Source organism: Sphingobium sp. TomTYG72 (assembly GCF_055394715.1).
Map to the genome: position 1 here is coordinate 1018850 of NZ_AP027336.1, position 20130 is coordinate 1038979.

The following is a 20130-nucleotide window of genomic DNA, read 5'->3' on the forward strand; positions in this document are numbered from 1 at the left end:
GATCAGATGAGGTAGCCGACCTCATACAGGCCCCAGCGACGGCCTTCGAAGATCAGCGGAACGAACACGCTGCGAAGTGCGCGATAGCGGCCTTCGCCAAGGTCCTGACGGTAGGTGAAAAGAAAAAAGTCTCCGTCGCCGTCGAGCGCGCGGCGGGTTTGGCTGTCCATGAAAATCTGCCGGTTCCGGGCATATTCCATGTTCCATTCCGGCATGCCCAGCCGCTGAGGCTGGCTTCGCGACGTGATATGCGTCGGCAGATAGCCGTTCATATCGATCAGGCAGCAGCCGACGATGGCATTATCCTGCCCCGTCTGGCGGTCCAGAATCGGACGGATCAGGCGGTCGGCAAAGACCATGAAGCCATTTTCATATTGTGGCGGGTGGGAGCCTTGGATCAAGCGGTAATGGCTGTCGAATAGCGCCGATGGCGTCAGTTCACCCGAAGCCAGAGCGTCATTGATCAGGCGGAAAATTTCTGCCGCGCCATCTTCGGCATAGGCAATGTAGCGGCTGTTGCGGGTCTGATGCCCGCCATGAGCGGCGGTGTTGAGCATGTCGTTCGCCATGCCCTCAAGCTGCTCAAGCTGGGCCTTGGCCATTTCGACGCGCTGGGTACTTTTGGCAGCGGAGTCGCTGAAATTTGTAAGGCCTTCTCGCAACGCACCTACGTCGGCGTCGGCTTCATCGGTGCAGGTGACGATGGCGTGGGAACGCTCGCCAAATTGCGTCACGAGCGAGGCGATTTCCGCCATGGTGACGCTCAACGTGTCGATATGAGCGCTGACGTCCCGGCCTCGACCGATATTGGCTTCCACGCCGCTGATCAGATGGCGCGCGTCGCGGTCGAGCTGGCCGAGCTTGTCACCGACCGAGGCGGCGGACTCGCCAGCTTGCCCGGCGAGGCGGCGGATTTCGTCGGCCACGACGGCAAAGCCCTGCGTCGCCTCTCCACCGCGCGCGGCTTCGATCGCGGCGTTGACGCCCAGCAGCCGGGTCTGACGAGCGATCGCGCCGAGTTGATCGGAAATGCCGCCGACTGCTTCGATGATTCCGAGAAACTGACGAAGCCTTCCCTCCAGCCCCGTGACATGGTCGACCAGCCCCGCAACCTGGGCGAGAGACTGGGTAATCGCTTCATGCCCTTCGGCAATGATGCGGGCAGCGCGCCGGGACGTGAGGCTGAGTTCCTGAGCCGCCACCACGCTTTCATTCTGGCTGACGGCCAGAGCCTCCATATTGGTTTGCAACTGTGAGAGGCGGAGCGAGTCGGATTGGATGCGCCGGGTAAGTTCGCCAAGGAAGCCCGCCGTCTCGCTGCATTGCAGCGCAACGTCGCCGGAGCGTTCGCCCAGATCTGTCAATAAATGCTCATTTTCCAAGGAGTGCCACCCCGAACCGCCCGCTTATGAATAGTGCCTTATTAACGATGCGATGCAACACTTAACATTTGATCAACCATGCGCAGCCCTTGCATCCATGGCAGGGCTGTCAGACAAGGCGGTCATCATGATGCTGAACTTTCTCGACGCGCTCAGGGCTGCGGGCATTCCCGCTGGCATCAAGGAGCATCTGCTTCTGCTGGAGGCGCTGGACCGTGACGTGATCGGGCAGCGGCCCGAGGAATTCTATTATCTCGCGCGGGCAACCTATGTGAAGGACGAGGGGCTGATCGATCGGTTCGATCAGGTCTTCGCCAAAGTCTTCAAGGGCGTGCTGGATGCGAGCGGGGTCGAGGCGGAGATTCCCGAGGAGTGGCTGCGCCTGGTCGCGGAGAAATATCTGAGCGCTGAGGAGATGGAGAAGATCAAGTCTCTCGGCAGCTGGGACGAGATCATGGAGACACTGAAAAAGCGGCTGGAGGAGCAGAAGGGGCGCCATCAGGGGGGCAACAAGTGGATCGGCACGGGCGGAACTTCGCCCTTCGGCCATGGCGGCTATAACCCCGAAGGCGTGCGGATCGGCGGGGAGAGCAGGCACAAGCGCGCCATCAAGGTTTGGGAAAAACGAGAGTTCCAGAACCTCGACAGCAACAAGGAACTGGGCACGCGCAACATCAAGGTTGCGTTGCGGCGACTGCGGCGCTTTGCGCGCGAGGGGGCAGCGGATGAGCTGGACCTAGAGGGGACTATCCGGGGCACAGCTCGGCAAGGTTGGCTCGACATACGGATGCGGCCCGAACGGCATAATGCGGTCAAGCTATTGCTGTTCCTGGACGTTGGCGGGTCGATGGACCCGTTCATCCGGCTTTGCGAGGAACTGTTTTCCGCCGCGACGACCGAGTTCAAGAACATGGAGTTCTTCTACTTCCACAACTGCCTCTATGAAGGCGTGTGGAAGGACAATCGGCGCCGCTTTTCAGAGCGTATTCCGACATGGGATATCCTGCATAAATATGGGCATGACTATAAGGTAATCTTCGTCGGCGACGCGGCGATGAGTCCTTATGAGATCAGCTATCCCGGCGGCTCGGTCGAACATATGAACGAAGAACCCGGCGCGGTGTGGATGAGCCGGTTGCTGCATACCTATCCGGCTGCCGTGTGGCTGAACCCCACGCCGCGCGAGCATTGGGACTATAGCCAATCGACGCGAATGATCCGGGAGATCATGAGCCAGCGCATGTATCCGCTGACGCTTGAGGGCATCGATGACGGGATGCGGGAACTGACACGAAAGCGCTAAGCGGCGTCAGGCCGGATCGAAAAGGACGCCGCCCGTCATTGGGGCGGGAACGCCGGTGGTGCCGGGAAAGCTGATCGGCAAGGATTTGAGGTGGCGGACCGCCATATAGGCGAAGCCCTGCGCCTCAAGGGCGTCGCCATCCCAGCCGAGATCGTCCACCGGGCGTACCTCTGCGCTGGTGAAAGCAGCCAGCATCCCCATCAGGGTCGCGTTGTGGCGACCGCCACCGCCGACATAGATGGCGGAAGGCCGGGACGGGAGATGGTCAAGCGCGCGCGCAACCGCCCTGGCGGTGAACGCCGTCAACGTCGCTGCGCCATCCTCAAGCGACAGGCCATGCATCGCATCGAGGGTGAAGGCTTCACGGTCGATGCTCTTGGGAGGCAGCGTATCGAACCAGGGGTCTGCCATCAAACTGTCGAGCCGCGCTTCATCGATTTTGCCGCGAGCAGCAGTGGCGCCATTTTCATCAAAGGGCCGATCGCTATGCGTCTGCATCCAATTGTCGATCAGGCCGCTCGCCATGCCGGTGTCGAAGGCGAGGAGTTCGCCATCATTTCCGATGGCGGTGATGTTGGCCACGCCGCCCAGGTTCAATATGGCGGTCGGCTTGCGCAAGTCGTTCGCCAAGGCCCGGTGATAGATAGGCATCAGCGGAGCCCCCTGCCCTCCTGCGGCAACATCGGCGCTGCGCAGGTCACCGACCACGGGAATTCCGAACGCCCCCGCCAATGCGACACCATCGCCGATCTGCCAGGTCCAGCGCCATTCCGGCCGATGGGCGACCGTGTGACCGTGGAAACCGATAACGGCGATATCCTGCGCTATATGCCCGCTGCGCGCGAGGAGATCGGTGACGGCCTCGACATGAAGCTCGGTAAGTTCGGCTTCCACGGATTGAATGAGAGGCTCGAAGCCCGGCTTGTCCATCGCCATGGCGCGCTGGCACGCTTCGGCCAGGCGAATGCGAAAGCCCTCCCGATAGGGCATGGCATGGAAGGTGACGGGATTGCTGACGGCCTCTCCGTCGGTTTCGATGAGCGCGGCGTCGATGCCGTCGCGCGAAGTGCCCGACATGAGGCCGATCGCCAGCATGGGTTGGCTGTGTGTCACCGCTTCGATCCTTTTGCTCTCCTTCATTCTGTGTAGCGGAATGGATCGAGACACAAGTTCAGGATGACGGGGAGTGACGTTGTTGTGTCGTGATGCTAGAGGGCGCCGCATTATGACCAGCTACTCGTCCGATCTGCTCCGCCTCCTGGAGGCACGTGGCTACATTCATCAACTGACCGATGCGGAGGGGCTCGACGGCCTTGCCGCCAAGCAGATCGTGCCGGGCTATATCGGCTTTGATCCGACGGCACCGTCTTTGCATGTCGGGCATCTCGTCTCGATCATGATGCTGCGGCAGTTGCAGAAGGCGGGGCATAAACCGATCGTCCTGATGGGCGGCGGCACTGGAAAGATCGGCGATCCGAGCTTCAAGGACGAGGCGCGCAAGCTGCTGACCACGGACACGATCGCGGAGAATGTCGCCAGCATCAAGCGCGTGTTCGAACGGTTCCTGACCTTCGGCGACGGGCCGACCGACGCGATCATGCTGGACAATGCCGAATGGCTCGACCGGCTGGAATATATCCCATTCCTGCGCGAGATCGGCCAGCATTTCTCGATCAATCGCATGCTGAGCTTTGATTCGGTGAAGCTGCGGCTGGATCGTGAGCAGTCGCTGTCCTTCCTTGAATTCAACTATATGATCCTCCAGGCCTATGACTTTCTGGAGCTGTCCCGGCGGTCGGCCTGCCGGTTGCAGATGGGCGGATCGGACCAGTGGGGGAATATCGTCAACGGCGTCGAACTGGCGCGCCGGGTGGATGGGACGCAGGTATTCGGGCTGACCACGCCCCTGCTGACCAATGCCGATGGCACGAAGATGGGCAAGACGGTGGGTGGTGCGGTCTGGCTGAACGAAGACCAGCTTTCCACCTATGATTATTGGCAGTTCTGGCGGAACACGGCAGACGCGGACGTCGCCAACCGGTTGCGGCTGTTCACCGACCTGCCGATGGACGAGGTTGCACGGCTCGCGGCTCTTCAGGGCGCGGAGATCAATGAGGCGAAGAAGGTTCTGGCCAATGAGGCGACGGCGCTGTGCCGGGGAACCGATGCCGCGCTTGCTGCCGCAGAAACGTCGCGCAAGACCTTTGAAGAGGGCGCTTCGGACGCCAATCTGCCGACGATCAGTGTGGGGGCCGAAGGGCTGACCATTGTTCAGGGCACCTCAGCGCTTGGATTTGCCAGCTCCAACAAGGAGGTCCGGCGCAAGCTGGCCGAAGGCGCCATTCGCGTGAATGGCGAGGTCGTGAGCGACCCCATGCTGGCGCTGAAGCCCGGCGACAAGGTGAGCTTCGGCGCTAAGAAACATGGGCTGGTAACTGCTTGAAACTTTAGAGAGTTAAAGGCTGATTAAGTAAAGCTGGTAAGGAAGGCGCCACCTTCCTCACCTTAAGCTCCGATCATGTCTTCGGTGCTCGCAAGCCTCGCCCAGGTCGCCCGTTCACGGGACCCTTCCATCAATCAGCGCCGCACGCCCCGCGTGCTGGTGGATATGGTCAGCCATATCTCTGCCCGAGGCCGAACCCACGGCGTTCGGGTCATCAACATCTCTGAACTCGGTTTGATGTGCCGCACCGATGCGGAGATCACGATTGGCGAACGGGTCGCCATATGGCTGCCCGTCGTCAAGGACGTTCAGGCCGACGTTCGATGGTCAGAGGATGGCCGGGTCGGGGTGGAGTTTTGCCAGCCCATTGATCCGCAAGTCTATGAGGCCATGCTGGCGCTCATCCCACCACGGCAGACCGCTTGGTAAAGAGCTGTTCGAAGCTCTGATCGGCTTGGGTTCGGGATGGTTTCACCGACGTAGCGCCTATGAGATGAGTAGGTAATGGTTCGCGCAGAGGCGCAGAGTTCGCGGAGGATTTTTTTGAGCGCCTTTCGATCGCCCCAATAAAAGTCTCTGCGAACTCTGCGCCTCTGCGCGAAAAATACTGGGCTAACCGCTTCGCAGCAGCCCGACCGCCGCGTCACGTTCGAACAGGTAGAGACAGGTGCGGGCTGCTTCGCCCCTCGCGTCGGTAAGGCCGCCATCGCGATCGATCAGGAGGTGCGCGTCGTCGCGCGCGCAATCAAGCAGGGCGGACAGATGTTCAGGCGTGGCGATCTTCAGCTGCGCTTCGCCCGACTGGCGCGTGCCGAGGATTTCGCCTGCGCCACGGAGGCGGAGGTCTTCTTCGGCGATGCGGAAGCCGTCATTGGTTTCGCGCATGAGCGCCAGTCGAGCGCGGCTGGTTTCGCTCAAGGCTCCGCCTCGCAGGAGGATGCAGACGCTGTGGTTCTGACCGCGCCCTACCCGGCCGCGCAGCTGGTGGAGCTGGGCGAGACCGAAGCGGTCGGCGCCTTCGATAATGATGAGATTGGAATTGGGGACGTCGACGCCGACTTCGATGACGGTGGTGGCGACGAGGATTTTTGTGCGGGCGGAGGCGAAGGCCTCCATCGCGGCGTCCTTATCCGGGCCTTTCATGCGGCCGTGGACAATACCGACGAGTTCGCCGAAGCGAATTCGTAGTAATTCCGCGCGGGCTTCGGCGGCGGCCTGGTCGCTGGTTTCGCTTTCCTCGACCAAGGGGCAGACCCAATAGGCCTGGCCGCCGGTTTCGATGTGGCGGGCGAGTGCTTCGACCACTTCATCGAGACGGTTGGCGGACATAACGACGGTCTGGATCGGCTGGCGGCCCGGCGGCATTTCGTCCAGGCGGGAGACGTCCATCTCCCCATAATAGGTGAGCGTCAGGGTGCGCGGGATCGGGGTGGCGGTCATCACCAACAAGTGCGGCGTGCGCTCGGCCTTGGCGGCGAGCATCATGCGCTGCGCGACGCCGAAGCGGTGCTGCTCATCGATCACCGCCAGGGCGAGATTCTTGTAGCGGACGGCTTCCTGGAAGATGGCATGGGTGCCAACCAGGATGTCGATGCTGCCATCGGCGAGACCCATCAGGGTGGACTCGCGCACCCTCCCCTTTTCGCGGCCGGTGAGGATGGCGATGGTGACGGGCAAACCCGACGCCATCTTGCGCAGCGTTTCATAATGTTGGCGCGCGAGGATTTCCGTCGGGGCAAGGAGTGCGCCTTGAGCGCCTGCCTCCACCGTGTTGAGGAGGGCCATGAGCGCGACGAGGGTTTTACCCGAGCCGACGTCGCCTTGCAGGAGGCGGAGCATGGGGACGGGCTGGGCCATGTCGCCTTCAATCTCTCCGAAGGCGCGGCGTTGCGCGCCGGTGGGGGCGAAGGGGAGTTCGAGCATGGCGCGCAGGCGGCCGTCTCCCTCAATGGGGATGCCCCGGCGCTTGCGGGAGGATTGGCGCACCAGCATCAGCGCGAGTTGGCCTGCGAAGATTTCATCATAGGCCAGGCGTTCGCGCGCATTGGCATCGCTGGGGTCGGCGTGGACGCGGGTGAGCGCCTCGCGCCATGTCGGCCAGCCCTTGCGGGCAAGCAGACTGGGTTCGATCCATTCGGGGAGATCTGGGGCGCGGCTCAGCGCCTGGGCGACGAGATCGCGCAGGCGGTTATTGGTGAGACCTTCGGAAAGGCCGTAGACTGGCTCTCGCGCCGGGATGGTGGCGGCTTCCTCCGGCGGGAGGACATAGTCGGGATGGACGATCTGGAGATTTTCGCCATAGGCCTCCAGCTTGCCGGAGATGAATTTGGGTTCGCCCAGAGGCAGCAGCTTGCGGGGCCAGGCGCTGTTGCGGCCGAAATAGACCAGCGCGACTGTGTTGCCATGCTTGTCCTGCGCGATGACACGAAAAGGCGCGCGGGCGCTGCCGGATGCCCGATAATCGGTGGGGGTGAGTTCTATCCCGATGACGCGACCTGAGTCGGAGAGGATCAACTCGTCCACCATGCGGCGATCGACAAAGCTGACCGGCAGGTGGAATAGGACATCGACGGCGCGGGCAAGACCAAGGCGCTCAAGCGGCTTGGCCAGCGCAGGACCGACGCCCTTCAGGGCTTCGATTTCGGTGAAGAGTGGGTTGAGGATATCGGGTCGCATGGCTATCTGACGCATCTAGCCCAGCCGGGACGATGCGCAAACATCTGATCGGTGTATTCGGCATGTCCGCGTAAGGAACAAATTGTGAACGAAGATCCCCGCATCCGCCGCCTGCAATTCCGTGCCTGGCATCGCGGCATCAAGGAAGCGGACCTGGCGGTGGGTGGATTTTTCGATCGCTACCATGCCGAGTGGGGCGTGGAGGAGATCGACTGGTTCGAGCGGTTTATCGAGGAACAGGATGCCGACATCATGGCTTGGGCCTTGGGGACGTTGCCGTTGCCGGAGCAATGGCGCGGGCCGATGTGGGACAAGTTCGTGAAGATGGATTTTGTGGAGATTGGGAAGAAGTGACCGCCTTCCCCTCCCGCAAGCGGGAGGGGCAGCGAGACTTGCCGGGCCTCAGGCTCGGCTAGTCGCAGCGGGGTGGGCCTGCACCACCTGCGTTGGATTGCCCACCCCTACCCCCTCCCGCTTGCGGGAGGGAAACTGAGAATTAGATGACCGACCTTCTGAAGATCCTCAAAGCCTCCTCTCCCATGACCCTGTCCGGCGTTCCGGCGGGGTTTCAGCCGTGGTTGCTGGCGGACATTGCGCGAGCAGCGCCTTCGCGGACGTTGTTCGTGGCGCCCGACGAGCAACTCATGCGGGCGGTGGCCGACACGGCGCATTATTTTGCGCCGGAGATCGAGATTGTCGAGATTCCGGCTTGGGACTGCCTGCCCTATGACCGGGCCAGTCCTTCTCTGCGCACGGCTTCGGCGCGGCTGGCGGGGCTTTATGCGCTTCAAGGCGAACCCAAGGGGCCGCAGCTTGTCCTGACGACGCTCAATGCATTGACGCAGCGGACGTTGACGCCGTTTCGTGTGCGGCAGTTGGTGGCGAAGCTCGCGCCCAAGGAACGGATCGCGATTTCGCGACTGGCCGAGATGTTGCAGGCGAACGGTTATGTGCGGACGGACACTGTGCACGATCGGGGCGAGTTCGCCATTCGCGGGGGCATTGTCGATCTGTTCCCCGGAGGCGAGGAACAGCCCCTGCGGCTCGATTTCTTCGGGGATGAGATCGAGACGGTGCGGCGTTTTGATCCCGCCGATCAGCGGACCAGCGGGAGTGTCGAGGGCTTCACCCTCCTCCCGGCTTCCGAGGCGCTGCTGGATGAGGAGACGATCAAGCGGTTTCGCGGGCGCTATCGCGAGACGTTCGGGGCCACGGCGACCGGCGATCCGCTCTATCAGGCGGTGAGTGACGGGCGGCGCTTGGCAGGGATGGAGCATTGGCTGCCGCTGTTCGAGGAACGGCTGGTGCCGATGACCGAACATTTGGGCGACGATACGCTGGTTGTGCTGGATCATGGTGTGGCGGGCGCGGCCGAAGCCCGGTTCGAGGCGATCCGGGACTATCACGCCAATCGGGTGCAGGCGAAGTCTTCCGACCCGGGGGCTTATCGGCCTTTGGCGCCGAAGGCGCTGTATCTCGGCGCAGACGAGTGGGCCGAAGTGGCGCGGGCATGGCCGATGCATGCGACGACGCCTTTCCATGAGCCGGAAAGCGCGACCGTTCTGGACTTTGCGGTTGATGGGCCGCGCGATTTTGCGCCGGAGCGGGCGCAGAACGCCAATGTCTATGAGGCTGTCGGCAAGCATATCGCCTCCCTCCAGCGGGCGAAGAAGAAGGTCGTCATCGCCAGCTATTCCGTGGGGGCGCGGGAGCGGCTTTCTGGGCTGCTCGCGGATCACGGCGTCACAGGCTTGAGCGCGGCCGACGATTGGCAGGAAGCATTGGGCCTAGCCGCTCCCCTCCCCTTCAGGGGAGGGGTTGGGGGTGGGGGCTATTCGGATAGCTCTCCCGACCCTACAGCCCCCACCCCAACCCCTCCCCTGAAGGGGAGGGGCTATAATGTTGCTCTAATCGTCCTGCCGCTGGATCATGGCTTTACCGCGCCCGATGTGGCGGTGCTGACCGAGCAGGACATGCTGGGTGACCGGCTGGTGCGGCGGGCCAAGCGGAAGAAGAATGCCGACGCCTTTTTACAGGAATTGGCGACGCTCTCGCCGGGCGATCTGGTGGTGCATATGGACCATGGGATCGGGCGTTATGAGGGGCTGACGCAGATACCGGTAGCCAAGGCCGCGCATGACTGCGTGGCGCTGGAATATGCGGGCGGCGACAAGCTGTATGTGCCGGTGGAGAATCTGGAGGTTCTCTCGCGCTACGGCTCGGACAGCGAGGGCGTGAGCCTCGACAGGTTGGGCGGCGAAGCGTGGCAGCGGCGCAAGGCCAAGATGAAGGAGCGCATCCGCGAGATCGCGGGTGAATTGCTCAAGACGGCGGCGGAGCGGGCGTTGCGCGCGGCGACCGTGGCGGAGCCGGACAGCGCGGGATATCCGGCGTTCGTCGATCGCTTCCCCTATCAGGAAACCGAGGATCAGGACCGCGCCATCATGGACGTGGTCGAGGATCTGGGTGCGGGGCGGCCGATGGATCGTCTGGTGTGCGGCGATGTGGGCTTCGGCAAGACCGAGGTGGCTTTGCGCGCCGCTTTCGTCGCGGCGATGGCGGGGATGCAGGTGGTGGTGATCTGCCCCACCACCCTGCTCGCCCGGCAGCATCATATGAATTTCGAGGAGCGGTTCCGAGGCTTTCCGGTGAATATCGGACGGCTTTCGCGGCTGGTGCCGGACAAGGAGGCCAAGGCGGTGAAGGCCGGGCTGGCCGATGGGACGATCGATATTGTCGTAGGCACCCATGCGCTGTTGGCGAAGGGGCTGGAGTTCAAGCGGCTGGGGCTTGTCATTGTGGACGAGGAACAGCGGTTTGGCGTCACGCACAAGGAGCGGCTGAAGAGCCTCAAGACCGACGTCCATGTGCTGACGCTGACCGCGACACCCATTCCTCGCACGCTCCAGATGGCAATGTCCGGCTTGCGAGAACTTTCGGTGATCCAGACGCCGCCGGTCGATCGTCTGGCGGTTCGGACCTACATCATGCCCTGGGACGGGGTCGTCATCCGCGAGGCACTGCTGCGCGAACATTATCGCGGGGGGCAGAGCTTCTTCGTCGTGCCGCGCATTGCCGACCTTACCGAGGTGGAGGAGTTCCTGCGGACAGAAGTGCCCGAGGTGAAGCCCATCGTCGCCCATGGGCAGATGAGCGCTACCGAAGTCGAGGAGCGCATGTCGGCCTTCTACGACAAGCGTTATGACGTGCTGCTGTCGACGACGATCGTTGAGAGTGGGCTTGATATTCCCTCGGCCAATACGTTGATCATTCATCGCGCGGATCGGTTTGGGTTGGCGCAATTGTACCAGCTTCGTGGGCGCGTGGGGCGGTCGAAGACGCGGGCCTATGCCTATTTCACGACGCCTGCTAACAAGGTGATTACCGAGACGGCGGAGAAGCGACTGAAGGTGCTGTCCGATCTGGACACGCTGGGCGCCGGGTTCCAGCTGGCGAGCCATGACCTCGACATTCGCGGCGCGGGCAATCTGGTGGGTGACGAGCAATCGGGCCATATCAAGGAAGTCGGGTTCGAGCTGTACCAATCGATGCTGGAGGACGCGATCCTTGAGGCCAAGGCAGGTGGCGCGGGGATCGAGAAACGGGAGAGCTTCTCGCCGCAGATTACCGTCGATGCGCCGATCCTCATTCCGGAGGATTATGTACCCGATCTTGACCTGCGCATGGGGCTGTATCGCCGCCTGAACGAGGTTGAGGACCGGCAGGGGCTGGAGGCTTTTGCTGCGGAACTCATCGACCGCTTCGGCAAGCTGCCGACGCCGACGCAGAATCTGTTCAAGATCATCGAGATCAAGCAGAACTGCGTCACGGCCAATATCTCGAAGATCGATGTGGGGCCAAAGGGCGCGCTGGTCAGCTTCTTCGAAGATCGATTCCCCAAGCCGGAGGGACTGGTTGCCTATATCCAGCGCCTAAATGGCGTGGCGCGGTTGCGGCCGGACAGCAAGGTGGTCGTCAATCGCGCCTGGGCTGACCCAGCGGCGCGGCTCAACGGAGCGCTGCAATTGTCGAAGGGGCTGGCGAAGTCGGCGAGCTGACAGTGGATGGCCCTAAGATCGCGCCTCGCCAGCACCCCTTTGTCGTGCGTCAGCAAAGTAGCAGCAACATCGGCCATCTAAATGCTCCGTCGATGACTGGACAGCAAAGTCCGGCATCGAGCAGGAGATTGACATGATTTCGACCTTCGTAGCGATGGCAGCTGTCGCCGCCACGCACAGCGTGCAGATCGACCATGGCGGAACGCCGGTGCAAGCCAATTATTCGGCTCGCGTAGAGTTCGCCACCAGGACGGTCGGTGCGAAAACCCCCAACCGCATGGATATGCAACGGTGCCATTGGACCGCGACGGTCATCGTGGACCGTGCTCTTAACCACAGCCCGGCGCTGGCGCGCACGGTTTCCCATGACAAGCGCTTTTCCGGCAGCGAACATGGGGCATGCACCCCCGGCCGCAAATCGGGTGAACGCAATATGGCACAGCATGACGCGGCGATCCGTGAACATCTGGTGGCGGTGGCCGAGAAGGATCGCGCGCCTTTGGTGGCCGAGCTGGATGCGGTTCGCAATCTTGCCTCAAACTGACGCACGCTTGATGGTGGCGGCGGCAATCCTGCTGGCCGCCACCTCTTCCCCCGCCTTGGCGCAATATGCTGACCGGTTTTCAGCAACCGCCGAGATGGCAAGCGATGAACGCAGGCGGGGGTTGAGCTGGAGCGACGGCGACCCGGTCGTGCGGGGAACAATCGCCATACAGGCGACGGACGGATTGAGCTTCGATGCCGCGGCGACGTCCTTGTGGGACAGCAGCCGTCACCGTGGAGCCGATGCCGTGATGGACCTTGGCACATCCTATACCCGGCAAATGGGCGCATGGCGACTTACTGCGAGGGGAGTCTATCACCTGTTTCCGGGCGCGTCGGAACAGGGATATGGCGAGGTTGGAGCTGGGGCGGGCTTTCTGATCGGCCCGGCAAATATCGACATCAACGCCAGCTATGCACCCCGGCAAGGTTCGATTGGTGGAGACAATCTTTACCTCTCGGCTTCGGCGGCGGCTGGTATCCCCGGCACGCCGTTCACCGTTTCGGCGCATGTCGGTCGTTCGAGCGGCCGGACCGGAGATGTGGGCGATGCAGCCCGCCTGCGGCCTGATGGCACATATTGGGACCATGGGATCAGCATCGATTATCTGAAGCGGCAATGGTTTGCGGGCGTCCGTTATGCGAACAGCAGCATCGATGGCGAGGCGCGTCACTCAGGAGCAACCTTGATCGGCCGGGCGGGAATTGTCTTTTAGGGTGCCTCAGCCCTTTAGCGCCATCGCGGCCAGCTCGGCGGAGGATATTCCGGCGGATCGCAGAAAGCCCTGATAATAGTCGCAACCTTCACGCGCCAGCAGATCGAGTTGCTGCTGCGTCTCCACGCCCTCGGCAATGACGCTCATACCGAGGGACTTGGCCATGTGAATGACGCCCCGGACCACGATCCGGTCGCGGGCCGTGCCCGCGATGTCCTGGGCCAGGCCGCTGTCGATCTTGAGATAGTCGAGCGGGAGGCTCTTTAGGTAGGCAAGGCTGGAATAGCCGGTGCCGAAATCATCGACCGCCACCGCCAGACCCTCCGCACGAAGAGCAGTGAGGAGCGCGGTGGCCCCAGCGATATTTTCGATAAGGCCGCTTTCGGTGATCTCAACCGTCAGGCGCGAACGGGGAAAGCCGCTCTCGTCAACAAGGGCAAGGAACTGCGACATGAAGCCCGGCTGCGCGATGTCGGCGGCGGTCACGTTAATCGACAGGCGCAGGTGCGAGAGTGTCCGGGGCCAGGCGGCCGCCTGACGCAGCGCTTCGGCCTGAATGTGGGCCGAAAGCGGAAGCATATAATCGGAGCGTTCGGCGGTCGCGAAAAGCATGCCCGCGCCGAGGGGACCATATTGAGGATGGTTCCAACGGGCGAGCGCCTCCACCCCCGTCATGTGATCGCCCCCTACCGGATATTGCGGCTGGAAGACGATGCCGATTTCTCCCCTGTGCAGCGCAAGGCGCAGGTCGGTTTCCAACTGGTCGGCATCGACCTGACGGCTGCGCTTTTCGGCCGAGAAGATGCGGATTCCCTCTCCGCCCCCTGCCCGCGCGTCCGCCAGAGCGGTTCCCGCCCGCCGCAGCAGCCGGGTTGCATCATCGTCTGCTCGCGACTGAGCGATGCCGCAGCGGGCCGTCAGGCGGATTAGGTGGTCGCCCGCGCTGAAGGGCCGGACGATGACGCCGATCAACTGACGCGCGAGGAAGGTTGCGCGGTCGCTCGCAGCTGCCTCGCCTGTTAGGCCCACGAGAAATTCGGTCCCGGCGATGCGGGCCACGATCGCGCCAGGTGCGGCATCTGCCGCCATTCGCTCGATCCTCCTCGCAATCCGGCCAAGCAGAGCGTCACCGACCACCTGACCATAGGCGGCGTTCATGCGGTCGAACTGGCTGATGGAGAGCAGGAGGATGGTGGTGGCAAGACCGGAACGCTTTTCCAACCACTCAAGCGCTGCCTGCCGCGAACGAAGGCCGGTCAGGTCGTCCCGGCCCGTCGCGTCGTCCCCATGCGTATCGGACAACCACTCGACATCGGCTGCCACGACGCCATCGATCAGGCGGAGATGATGAACGAGTCGATCGCCCGGTCGCCCCGGTGCCGCATGAGCAAAGGATTCTGGTCGGCCCGAACGCATCATGCCGCGCAAGCCCGCAATGACAGAACGCCGCTCCGCGCGGGGCAGACAGCGAGCAAACTGCGCAGGGCTGATCGTCTGGCGATCCAAGTTGAGGTGCCGGGCGAGATTGTCGCTGAGACGCAGGGATCGCCCTCCCCGCTCCAATTCCCAGAATAGCGCGTCGCCACGGCGTATACGCTGGGCTCGCTGGCTAGGCACCGTGCCGCCGCCCAGACGGTCCACGAGGCGCTGGGCCGAAGCGAGCGTCGCCCGCAACTGATCGGTTGAAAAGGGAGCGGCGAGAAAATGGGTCGCCCCCGCTTCCAGCAGCCCCGTGACAGACCCCAGCGCCTGCGCGTCGATCAAGGCAATGAGCGCTCCACCGCCCGCCTCTACGGCCGGGGAAAAGGCATCGACGAGGCCGCTGGCTCCGTCCGCCGCATCGCGCATGTCGACAAGGGCGATCTGCGCATCGCTATGCAGGAACCGTTGCGGCGCATCCTTCGTGCGTCGGGCCGCGATGGCACGCCAGCCAGCCAGACCAGCCGCGCGCGACAAGCCATCCCTGTCACCAGGCGACAGAATGAAAAGGCTGCGCTGTCCATGCAGTGCGGATTCACCGCTCACATCAAAACTCCCGGGGTACAGCGCATGGCGGGCATATAGCAGACAGGCGTTAGCGACCCGTTCACGCTCCTGCAACCGGCAGTGCTTGCACCGGACTTTGCCATGGCCTAGCTAGTCGAGCATGAACAAGCCCGATCTTGGGCGCACGGCCATGACCGATGCGTTGGGCCGCCGGATCAGCTATTTGCGGATTTCGGTCACGGATCGGTGCGACCTGCGTTGCCGCTATTGCATGGCGGAGCGCATGACCTTCCTGCCCAAGGATCAGGTGCTGACGCTGGAGGAGATCGCGCTGCTCGCCGACCTCTTCATCGCTCGTGGCGTTCGCAAGATCCGGCTGACTGGTGGCGAACCGCTGGTCAGGCGGGACATTATCGACCTGGTGCGGCGCATTGGACGCCATTTGGGCGAGGGGCTCGACGAACTGACGTTGACCACCAACGGCACGCGGCTGGCCCAGCATGCCGAGGCACTTTTTGACGCGGGCGTAAGGCGGATCAATGTCAGCCTCGACAGCCGGGACCCCCAACGGTTCGCCCATGTAACGCGCAATGGGGACATCCGGCCGGTGCTTGAGGGGCTGGCGGCGGCGAAGGCGGCGGGTCTCGCGGTCAAGATCAACATGGTGGCGGTGAAGGGCGTCAATGATGATGAAATCCTGCCCATGCTCCAATGGTGCGATCAGCAGGGATTTGACCTGACATTGATCGAGACGATGCCGCTGGGCGAGACTGGCGAGGATCGCACTGATCATTATCTGCCGCTGACGGAAGTAGTGGAACAACTGCGGCGGCAGCATGAACTGCGATCGATCGCGCATCGCACGGGCGGGCCTTCGCGCTATCATGCGATTGACGGGATGCGTGTGAAATTGGGGCTTATCACGCCCCTGACCAACAATTTCTGTTCAGATTGCAACCGTATGCGCATGACCTGCGAAGGGAAGATATTCATGTGCCTGGGACATGAGGATCATGTCGACCTCAAGACCGCCTTCCGTGAAGGCGGCATCGGGGCGGTCGAGCCGCTGATCGATCGTGCGCTGCGGTTGAAGCCCGCCAAGCATGATTTTCGCATCGGCGGCGATGCGCCGACCGCAGCGGTTAGCCGCCATATGAGCGTGACGGGCGGATGACCGAGGAACCGCGGCGCGCTCTGCTCGCCTCCCCCACCCAAGCTGCGAAGGCCGCCGAAGAACGGCTTCGGGCCGCCTATGAGTTCGTCCCTGTGGAACAGGCGAACATGATCATTGCGCTGGGTGGCGACGGGTTCATGCTGCAAACGCTGCACTCCATGCTGGAGGGCCGCCGGATCATGCCTGTGTTCGGAATGAACCTGGGCACGGTCGGCTTCCTCATGAACGAATGGCGCTTGGAACGGCTGGAACAGCGGATCGAGGCGGCCAAGCTTTTCAAGGTCAACCCGCTGCGCATGACAGTCGACACCGTCGATGGGGAACGCTTTTCGATCCCCGCGATCAACGAGGTGTCGCTGCTACGCGAGACCCGCCAGACCGCGAAGCTGGAAGTCCATGTAGACGGCCGAACAGCGCTCGCTGAACTGGTATGCGACGGCGTGCTGGTCGCGACCCCTGCCGGATCGACGGCCTATAATCTTTCGGCGCACGGTCCTATCCTGCCACTGGGTTCGGGTCTGGTCGCGTTGACGCCGATCAGCCCCTTTCGTCCCCGCCGCTGGCGTGGGGCGATCCTGCCCGAAAGCACGGCGATCCGTTTCACGGTGCTTGATCCGGTAAAGCGCCCGGTCAGCGCCGTGGCGGACCAACGCGAAGTTCGTGACGTCGCCGAGGTCGAGGTGCAGATTGATCGAGGGACGCCGCTCACCCTCCTTTTCGACCCTGAACATACGTTGGATGACCGGATCGCAGCGGAACAATTCATCGCCTGAAAAAATTCGCAATTCTGTCCTTGCCATCCGAAGAATCTCGCTGCTATAGGCGCGGCCTGCCCAGCGAGAGCCGGGCTGCTCCCCGATAGCTCAGCGGTAGAGCATTCGACTGTTAATCGAATGGCCGTAGGTTCGAATCCTACTCGGGGAGCCACTTTCGCCCACTTGGGCGGCTCCAGAAATTTGCGAAAATATCGGAATTCGTCCGAGCAGGCGGCCAAGGCGCTCGCATATTCGCTTGCCGGAATATCGCTGCGTCGCTTCTTATGTTGAGACTGTAGAGATGAACTGCTCGCCGCCGAAGCGACGCCCTTCACCGTCTCGAGAGAGCATAAACACGACAAACCCCATCCCCATGAGGGGATGAGGTCATCGATCTGAAAAACTTTAGGTTAGCGCGAAGCGAACTGGCGTGGTTTGGATGCCAGCGCCCACCGCTGCGACGCGGCGCCGGGGGCCTTTTCCCGAACGAAGCATTGGCCACGGCGAGCACGGATTGCGTGGCATAGCGCCATTGCTTCCGCGCGATCGTCAAAACCGCTGACGGCAAGGCGGGCATAGCTGACGCCGTTCACGGTAATTTGGCTGGTGAGGACCGGCAACGCGGCTATCGCGCTGTTCCGGCGAGCGATATCGTACCATTTCTCCTTGGCGATCGCAGCGTTTGAATAGGCGCCAAGTTGAACGACCCACGGGCTGTTCCCATTGCCATCGAAACGAAGCGCTGGGCGAGCCGCGAGCGGAGCGCGAGCGACGGCCTGCTGACGGAGCCCTGCGGCCTTTGCGGGAGCATGGGGGATTTTCATGGGCATCGCCGGAGCGACATAAGGCGTAAAGGCGACTGCCTGCTGGACTGGTTCCTGCTGCGTCGCTTCGGGGACAACCTCTTCCGCACCAGAAGCGGCAGGTGCTTCGGGCACGTTTGCCGCTGCCATCTGGACCGGCGCGGCCTCGGTCGCGAGGGCGAGCGCGACGGGTTGGCCCGCGTCGCTGCCATCAACCGCTATGCCCATCAGACCGGCAATGCGCTGCTGCGCGAAATCGGGAGCAGCGGTTTGTGCCCATTGCGCGATGCGCTGGTTGGCGGCGAGCGGTTCAAGGTCGAGGCCCGCCATCACGCGCGCGTCCTTCCAACGTCCCGCCAGCGCATAGGCATAGGCGAGATTTTGGCGCGTGCGAGCAGTGGCCGAGGGATCATGGATGGCTTCGGACAGGATGCGGACACCCTCTGCCGCGTCGCCAGCCATTGCCATGGCGAGTCCATAGTCGCTCGCGGGAACGACGTCTGAATTGGTCGCGAGCAACTCGCGGGCCGCGTCATTTTTGCCTAGCGCCACCTTCACCAAGGCGAGGCTGACGATGGTGCGGGGATCGCGATTGCCAAGAGTCATTGCGTCGCTGAGCGCGGTTTCGGCGGAGATGAGACGGCCACTCGCAATATAGGCGCGACCCAGCAACTGCCGATAATTGGCGTCTTGCGGAGCAGCTTGGACCGCCGCCTCAGCCGCCGCGACTGCGCGAACGCCATCCCGGCTAAGCAGAGCCTTATCGATCGCTGCTGTCGCACGGCTGGGATCCTCCTTGGCCGCTGCGATGGCAGACGGACGGAATGCCGCGCCGGTGCAGCCGACCATCGTGGTCCCGACAATCAGCGACGAAAGTGCCGCCTTGGAAAGAGCGCTGCGCTTCATGGCTTGATCCTTCTTACTCTGCTTCGTCGCGCGGCAGTTGCTGCGCGAGCCGGTCGATTTCCGGCAGGCTGGCGAGGAAAATATCGAGTGCTTCGGTCACCATCTGTTGGGCAGAACGGCCCGCGACGGCGCTCGCAAGGCGAAGCTTCAGATGCCGATCCGCGTCCAGCCGCAGCGTGAAGGCGGCCTTGCGGCCTTTGGTTCCGGAACGGATGGCGGGAGCGATCGTCTTGACCGCTTCTTCCATGCGCTCGGTCAATTCTTCTCGCTCTACAACGACGGAAGGGATGGGCGCGGCTACCGGCGGCAGCGTCATCGGAGTAAGCCCGATAACGGCGCGAGGCTCGGCAGGCACGGGCTCAGGCTCGTTCACGTCGAAGCCCATGTCGTTCCAGCCCAGATCATCCTGCAGCAGCGCCGCCGTTGCCTGATGGCCAAAGCCCATTATGGGGCGGCGCATGGCGGGCTGAGCAGCGCCCTTGCGGGCGAGAAGTCCGGAGGTCAGCGAAGCGAGTGGCTTGGGTTCGGCCATGATGTCTTCCCTCCCTTTACTGACCTACGACGCGGCGGCCGAAGCCACCTGTCGCCGGACGAACCGCACCGCTGGTGCCCGCCGTGCCGTTGGGCACCGAGAAGACCGTGCGACGGAAATTCTTTTCCAGACGGTCGGAGACATAGGTCCACAATTGGGTGACCTCGCCCGCCGAACGGCCGTTGGGATCAACCTCCATCACCGTGCGGCCGTCGATCATCGATGCGGCGAAATCGGTGCGGTGATGCAGTGTTACCGGCGCAACTGTGCCATGCTGGGAAAGCGCTACCGCAGCTTCCGATGTGATCCGCGCCTTGGGCGTGGCGGCGTTGACCACGAAGATCAGCGGCTTGCCCGCCCGTTCGCACAGGTCCACCGTCGCACCAACGGCGCGCAGGTCATGAGGGCTGGGGCGGGTGGGCACCACGATCAGTTCGGCCACGGATATGACGCTTTGAATGGCCATGGTGATCGCCGGGGGTGTATCGATCACGGCAAGTTTGAAGCCCTGCTGACGGAGGATTTCAAGATCGGCCGCAAGACGCGCAACCGTCGTCTGGGCGAAGGCGGGAAATTCAGCCTCACGTTCATTCCACCAGTCGGCGAGGGACCCCTGAGGATCGATGTCGATCAGGACCACGGGGCCAGCGCCTGCCCTTTGCGCCTGAACGGCCAAGTGACCAGACAAGGTGGTCTTCCCCGATCCGCCTTTTTGCGATGCCAATGCGAGTATGCGCACGCGCGTTTCCCCCAGAAAATCCAATTGCCTATTGGACTGCCACGGCGGCACCTAAAAATTGGTTAACTTCGGCGCATCCTACGAAAGGAAGCATGGTATCAAGAATGCGCCTTC

At 62.7% G+C, this 20130-nt stretch carries 16 protein-coding genes and 1 tRNA gene; 10 read left to right on the forward strand and 7 right to left on the reverse strand.

The features are described from left to right. Positions 1 to 2: 2 nt before the first annotated feature. Entirely contained in the window at positions 3 to 1382 is a 1380-nt protein-coding gene (locus tag ACZ5U1_RS05235) for a methyl-accepting chemotaxis protein (protein WP_464779667.1), read from the reverse strand. Between the two features lie 127 nt (positions 1383 to 1509). On the opposite strand from ACZ5U1_RS05235, the gene ACZ5U1_RS05240 reads away from it, so the two are divergent. After that, on the forward strand, positions 1510 to 2685 hold the full coding sequence (locus ACZ5U1_RS05240) for a vWA domain-containing protein (protein ID WP_464779668.1): 1176 nt from the start codon (positions 1510 to 1512) through the stop codon (positions 2683 to 2685). 6 nt (positions 2686 to 2691) lie between these two features. Here the strand turns inward: ACZ5U1_RS05240 and ACZ5U1_RS05245 are convergent, their stop codons facing one another. Continuing rightward, positions 2692 to 3780 carry an anhydro-N-acetylmuramic acid kinase gene (locus tag ACZ5U1_RS05245; protein WP_464779967.1) on the reverse strand — a complete coding sequence of 363 codons (1089 nt, stop codon included), beginning with the start codon at positions 3778 to 3780 and terminating at the stop codon, positions 2692 to 2694. A gap of 130 nt (positions 3781 to 3910) precedes the next feature. Between ACZ5U1_RS05245 and tyrS the strand changes: the two genes are divergently transcribed. Both tyrS and ACZ5U1_RS05255 read left to right on the forward strand, forming a co-directional pair. Next, positions 3911 to 5128, forward strand: a complete 1218-nt coding sequence (gene tyrS, locus ACZ5U1_RS05250; RefSeq protein WP_464779669.1) for a tyrosine--tRNA ligase — start codon at positions 3911 to 3913, stop codon at positions 5126 to 5128. A 75-nt stretch (positions 5129 to 5203) separates the two neighbouring features. Next, positions 5204 to 5557 (forward strand): PilZ domain-containing protein, encoded by a 354-nt coding sequence (locus tag ACZ5U1_RS05255; protein WP_464779670.1) that lies wholly within the window; start codon positions 5204 to 5206, stop codon positions 5555 to 5557. Between the two features lie 183 nt (positions 5558 to 5740). Here the strand turns inward: ACZ5U1_RS05255 and recG are convergent, their stop codons facing one another. Further along, entirely contained in the window at positions 5741 to 7804 is a 2064-nt protein-coding gene (gene recG, locus ACZ5U1_RS05260) for an ATP-dependent DNA helicase RecG (RefSeq protein ID WP_464779968.1), read from the reverse strand. Between the two features lie 84 nt (positions 7805 to 7888). Between recG and ACZ5U1_RS05265 the strand changes: the two genes are divergently transcribed. The 4 genes from ACZ5U1_RS05265 to ACZ5U1_RS05280 all read left to right on the forward strand — a co-directional run bounded on the left by ACZ5U1_RS05265 (position 7889) and on the right by ACZ5U1_RS05280 (position 13121). After that, complete coding sequence (locus ACZ5U1_RS05265) at positions 7889 to 8158, forward strand: FAD assembly factor SdhE (protein WP_464779671.1); 270 nt, start codon at positions 7889 to 7891, stop codon at positions 8156 to 8158. Between the two features lie 146 nt (positions 8159 to 8304). Next, positions 8305 to 11862 carry a transcription-repair coupling factor gene (gene mfd, locus ACZ5U1_RS05270; protein WP_464779672.1) on the forward strand — a complete coding sequence of 1186 codons (3558 nt, stop codon included), beginning with the start codon at positions 8305 to 8307 and terminating at the stop codon, positions 11860 to 11862. Positions 11863 to 11995: 133 nt separating this feature from the next. Then, positions 11996 to 12406 (forward strand): hypothetical protein, encoded by a 411-nt coding sequence (locus ACZ5U1_RS05275; RefSeq protein ID WP_464779673.1) that lies wholly within the window; start codon positions 11996 to 11998, stop codon positions 12404 to 12406. Further along, positions 12378 to 13121, forward strand: coding sequence for a TorF family putative porin (locus ACZ5U1_RS05280; RefSeq protein WP_464779674.1), 744 nt, complete (start codon positions 12378 to 12380; stop codon positions 13119 to 13121). Before ACZ5U1_RS05275 ends, ACZ5U1_RS05280 begins: the two co-directional genes overlap by 29 nt. A gap of 6 nt (positions 13122 to 13127) precedes the next feature. On the opposite strand, the gene ACZ5U1_RS05285 is transcribed toward ACZ5U1_RS05280, so the two are convergent. Further along, positions 13128 to 15146: a putative bifunctional diguanylate cyclase/phosphodiesterase gene (locus tag ACZ5U1_RS05285; protein ID WP_464779675.1), complete on the reverse strand. Its 2019-nt coding sequence runs from the start codon at positions 15144 to 15146 to the stop codon at positions 13128 to 13130. Positions 15147 to 15267: 121 nt separating this feature from the next. Between ACZ5U1_RS05285 and moaA the strand changes: the two genes are divergently transcribed. From moaA to ACZ5U1_RS05300, 3 genes are all read left to right on the forward strand, one after another. Continuing rightward, positions 15268 to 16281: a GTP 3',8-cyclase MoaA gene (moaA, locus tag ACZ5U1_RS05290; RefSeq protein WP_464779676.1), complete on the forward strand. Its 1014-nt coding sequence runs from the start codon at positions 15268 to 15270 to the stop codon at positions 16279 to 16281. Next, positions 16278 to 17054, forward strand: coding sequence for an NAD kinase (locus ACZ5U1_RS05295; protein ID WP_464779677.1), 777 nt, complete (start codon positions 16278 to 16280; stop codon positions 17052 to 17054). The genes moaA and ACZ5U1_RS05295 overlap by 4 nt, the downstream gene beginning before the upstream one ends. 79 nt (positions 17055 to 17133) lie before the next feature. After that, a tRNA-Asn gene (locus ACZ5U1_RS05300) sits at positions 17134 to 17208 on the forward strand. 238 nt (positions 17209 to 17446) lie between these two features. On the opposite strand, the gene ACZ5U1_RS05305 is transcribed toward ACZ5U1_RS05300, so the two are convergent. Genes ACZ5U1_RS05305 through ACZ5U1_RS05315 form a run of 3 tightly spaced genes read right to left on the reverse strand, consistent with a single transcriptional unit; the run spans position 17447 to position 20016 of the window. After that, positions 17447 to 18745: an SPOR domain-containing protein gene (locus ACZ5U1_RS05305; protein WP_464779678.1), complete on the reverse strand. Its 1299-nt coding sequence runs from the start codon at positions 18743 to 18745 to the stop codon at positions 17447 to 17449. Positions 18746 to 18758: 13 nt separating this feature from the next. Continuing rightward, positions 18759 to 19277: a hypothetical protein gene (locus ACZ5U1_RS05310; RefSeq protein WP_464779679.1), complete on the reverse strand. Its 519-nt coding sequence runs from the start codon at positions 19275 to 19277 to the stop codon at positions 18759 to 18761. Between the two features lie 16 nt (positions 19278 to 19293). Beyond that, a complete protein-coding gene (locus ACZ5U1_RS05315; RefSeq protein ID WP_449472118.1) occupies positions 19294 to 20016 on the reverse strand; it encodes an AAA family ATPase in 723 nt (240 codons plus the stop codon). Between the last annotated feature and the right edge of the window lie 114 nt (positions 20017 to 20130).

Bases quoted from the DNA above. Each gene is read 5' to 3' on its own strand.
- ACZ5U1_RS05245 (WP_464779967.1), bottom strand. From the start codon at position 3,780: ATGCTGGCGATCGGCCTCATGTCGGGCACTTCGCGCGACGGCATCGAC.
- tyrS (WP_464779669.1), top strand. From the start codon at position 3,911: ATGACCAGCTACTCGTCCGATCTGCTCCGCCTCCTGGAGGCACGTGGC.
- ACZ5U1_RS05280 (WP_464779674.1), top strand. From the start codon at position 12,378: ATGCGGTTCGCAATCTTGCCTCAAACTGACGCACGCTTGATGGTGGCG.
- moaA (WP_464779676.1), top strand. From the start codon at position 15,268: ATGAACAAGCCCGATCTTGGGCGCACGGCCATGACCGATGCGTTGGGC.
- ACZ5U1_RS05275 (WP_464779673.1), top strand. From the start codon at position 11,996: ATGATTTCGACCTTCGTAGCGATGGCAGCTGTCGCCGCCACGCACAGC.
- ACZ5U1_RS05310 (WP_464779679.1), bottom strand. From the start codon at position 19,277: ATGGCCGAACCCAAGCCACTCGCTTCGCTGACCTCCGGACTTCTCGCC.
- ACZ5U1_RS05240 (WP_464779668.1), top strand. From the start codon at position 1,510: ATGATGCTGAACTTTCTCGACGCGCTCAGGGCTGCGGGCATTCCCGCT.
- mfd (WP_464779672.1), top strand. From the start codon at position 8,305: ATGACCGACCTTCTGAAGATCCTCAAAGCCTCCTCTCCCATGACCCTG.
- ACZ5U1_RS05295 (WP_464779677.1), top strand. From the start codon at position 16,278: ATGACCGAGGAACCGCGGCGCGCTCTGCTCGCCTCCCCCACCCAAGCT.
- ACZ5U1_RS05255 (WP_464779670.1), top strand. From the start codon at position 5,204: ATGTCTTCGGTGCTCGCAAGCCTCGCCCAGGTCGCCCGTTCACGGGAC.
- ACZ5U1_RS05305 (WP_464779678.1), bottom strand. From the start codon at position 18,745: ATGAAGCGCAGCGCTCTTTCCAAGGCGGCACTTTCGTCGCTGATTGTC.
- recG (WP_464779968.1), bottom strand. From the start codon at position 7,804: ATGCGACCCGATATCCTCAACCCACTCTTCACCGAAATCGAAGCCCTG.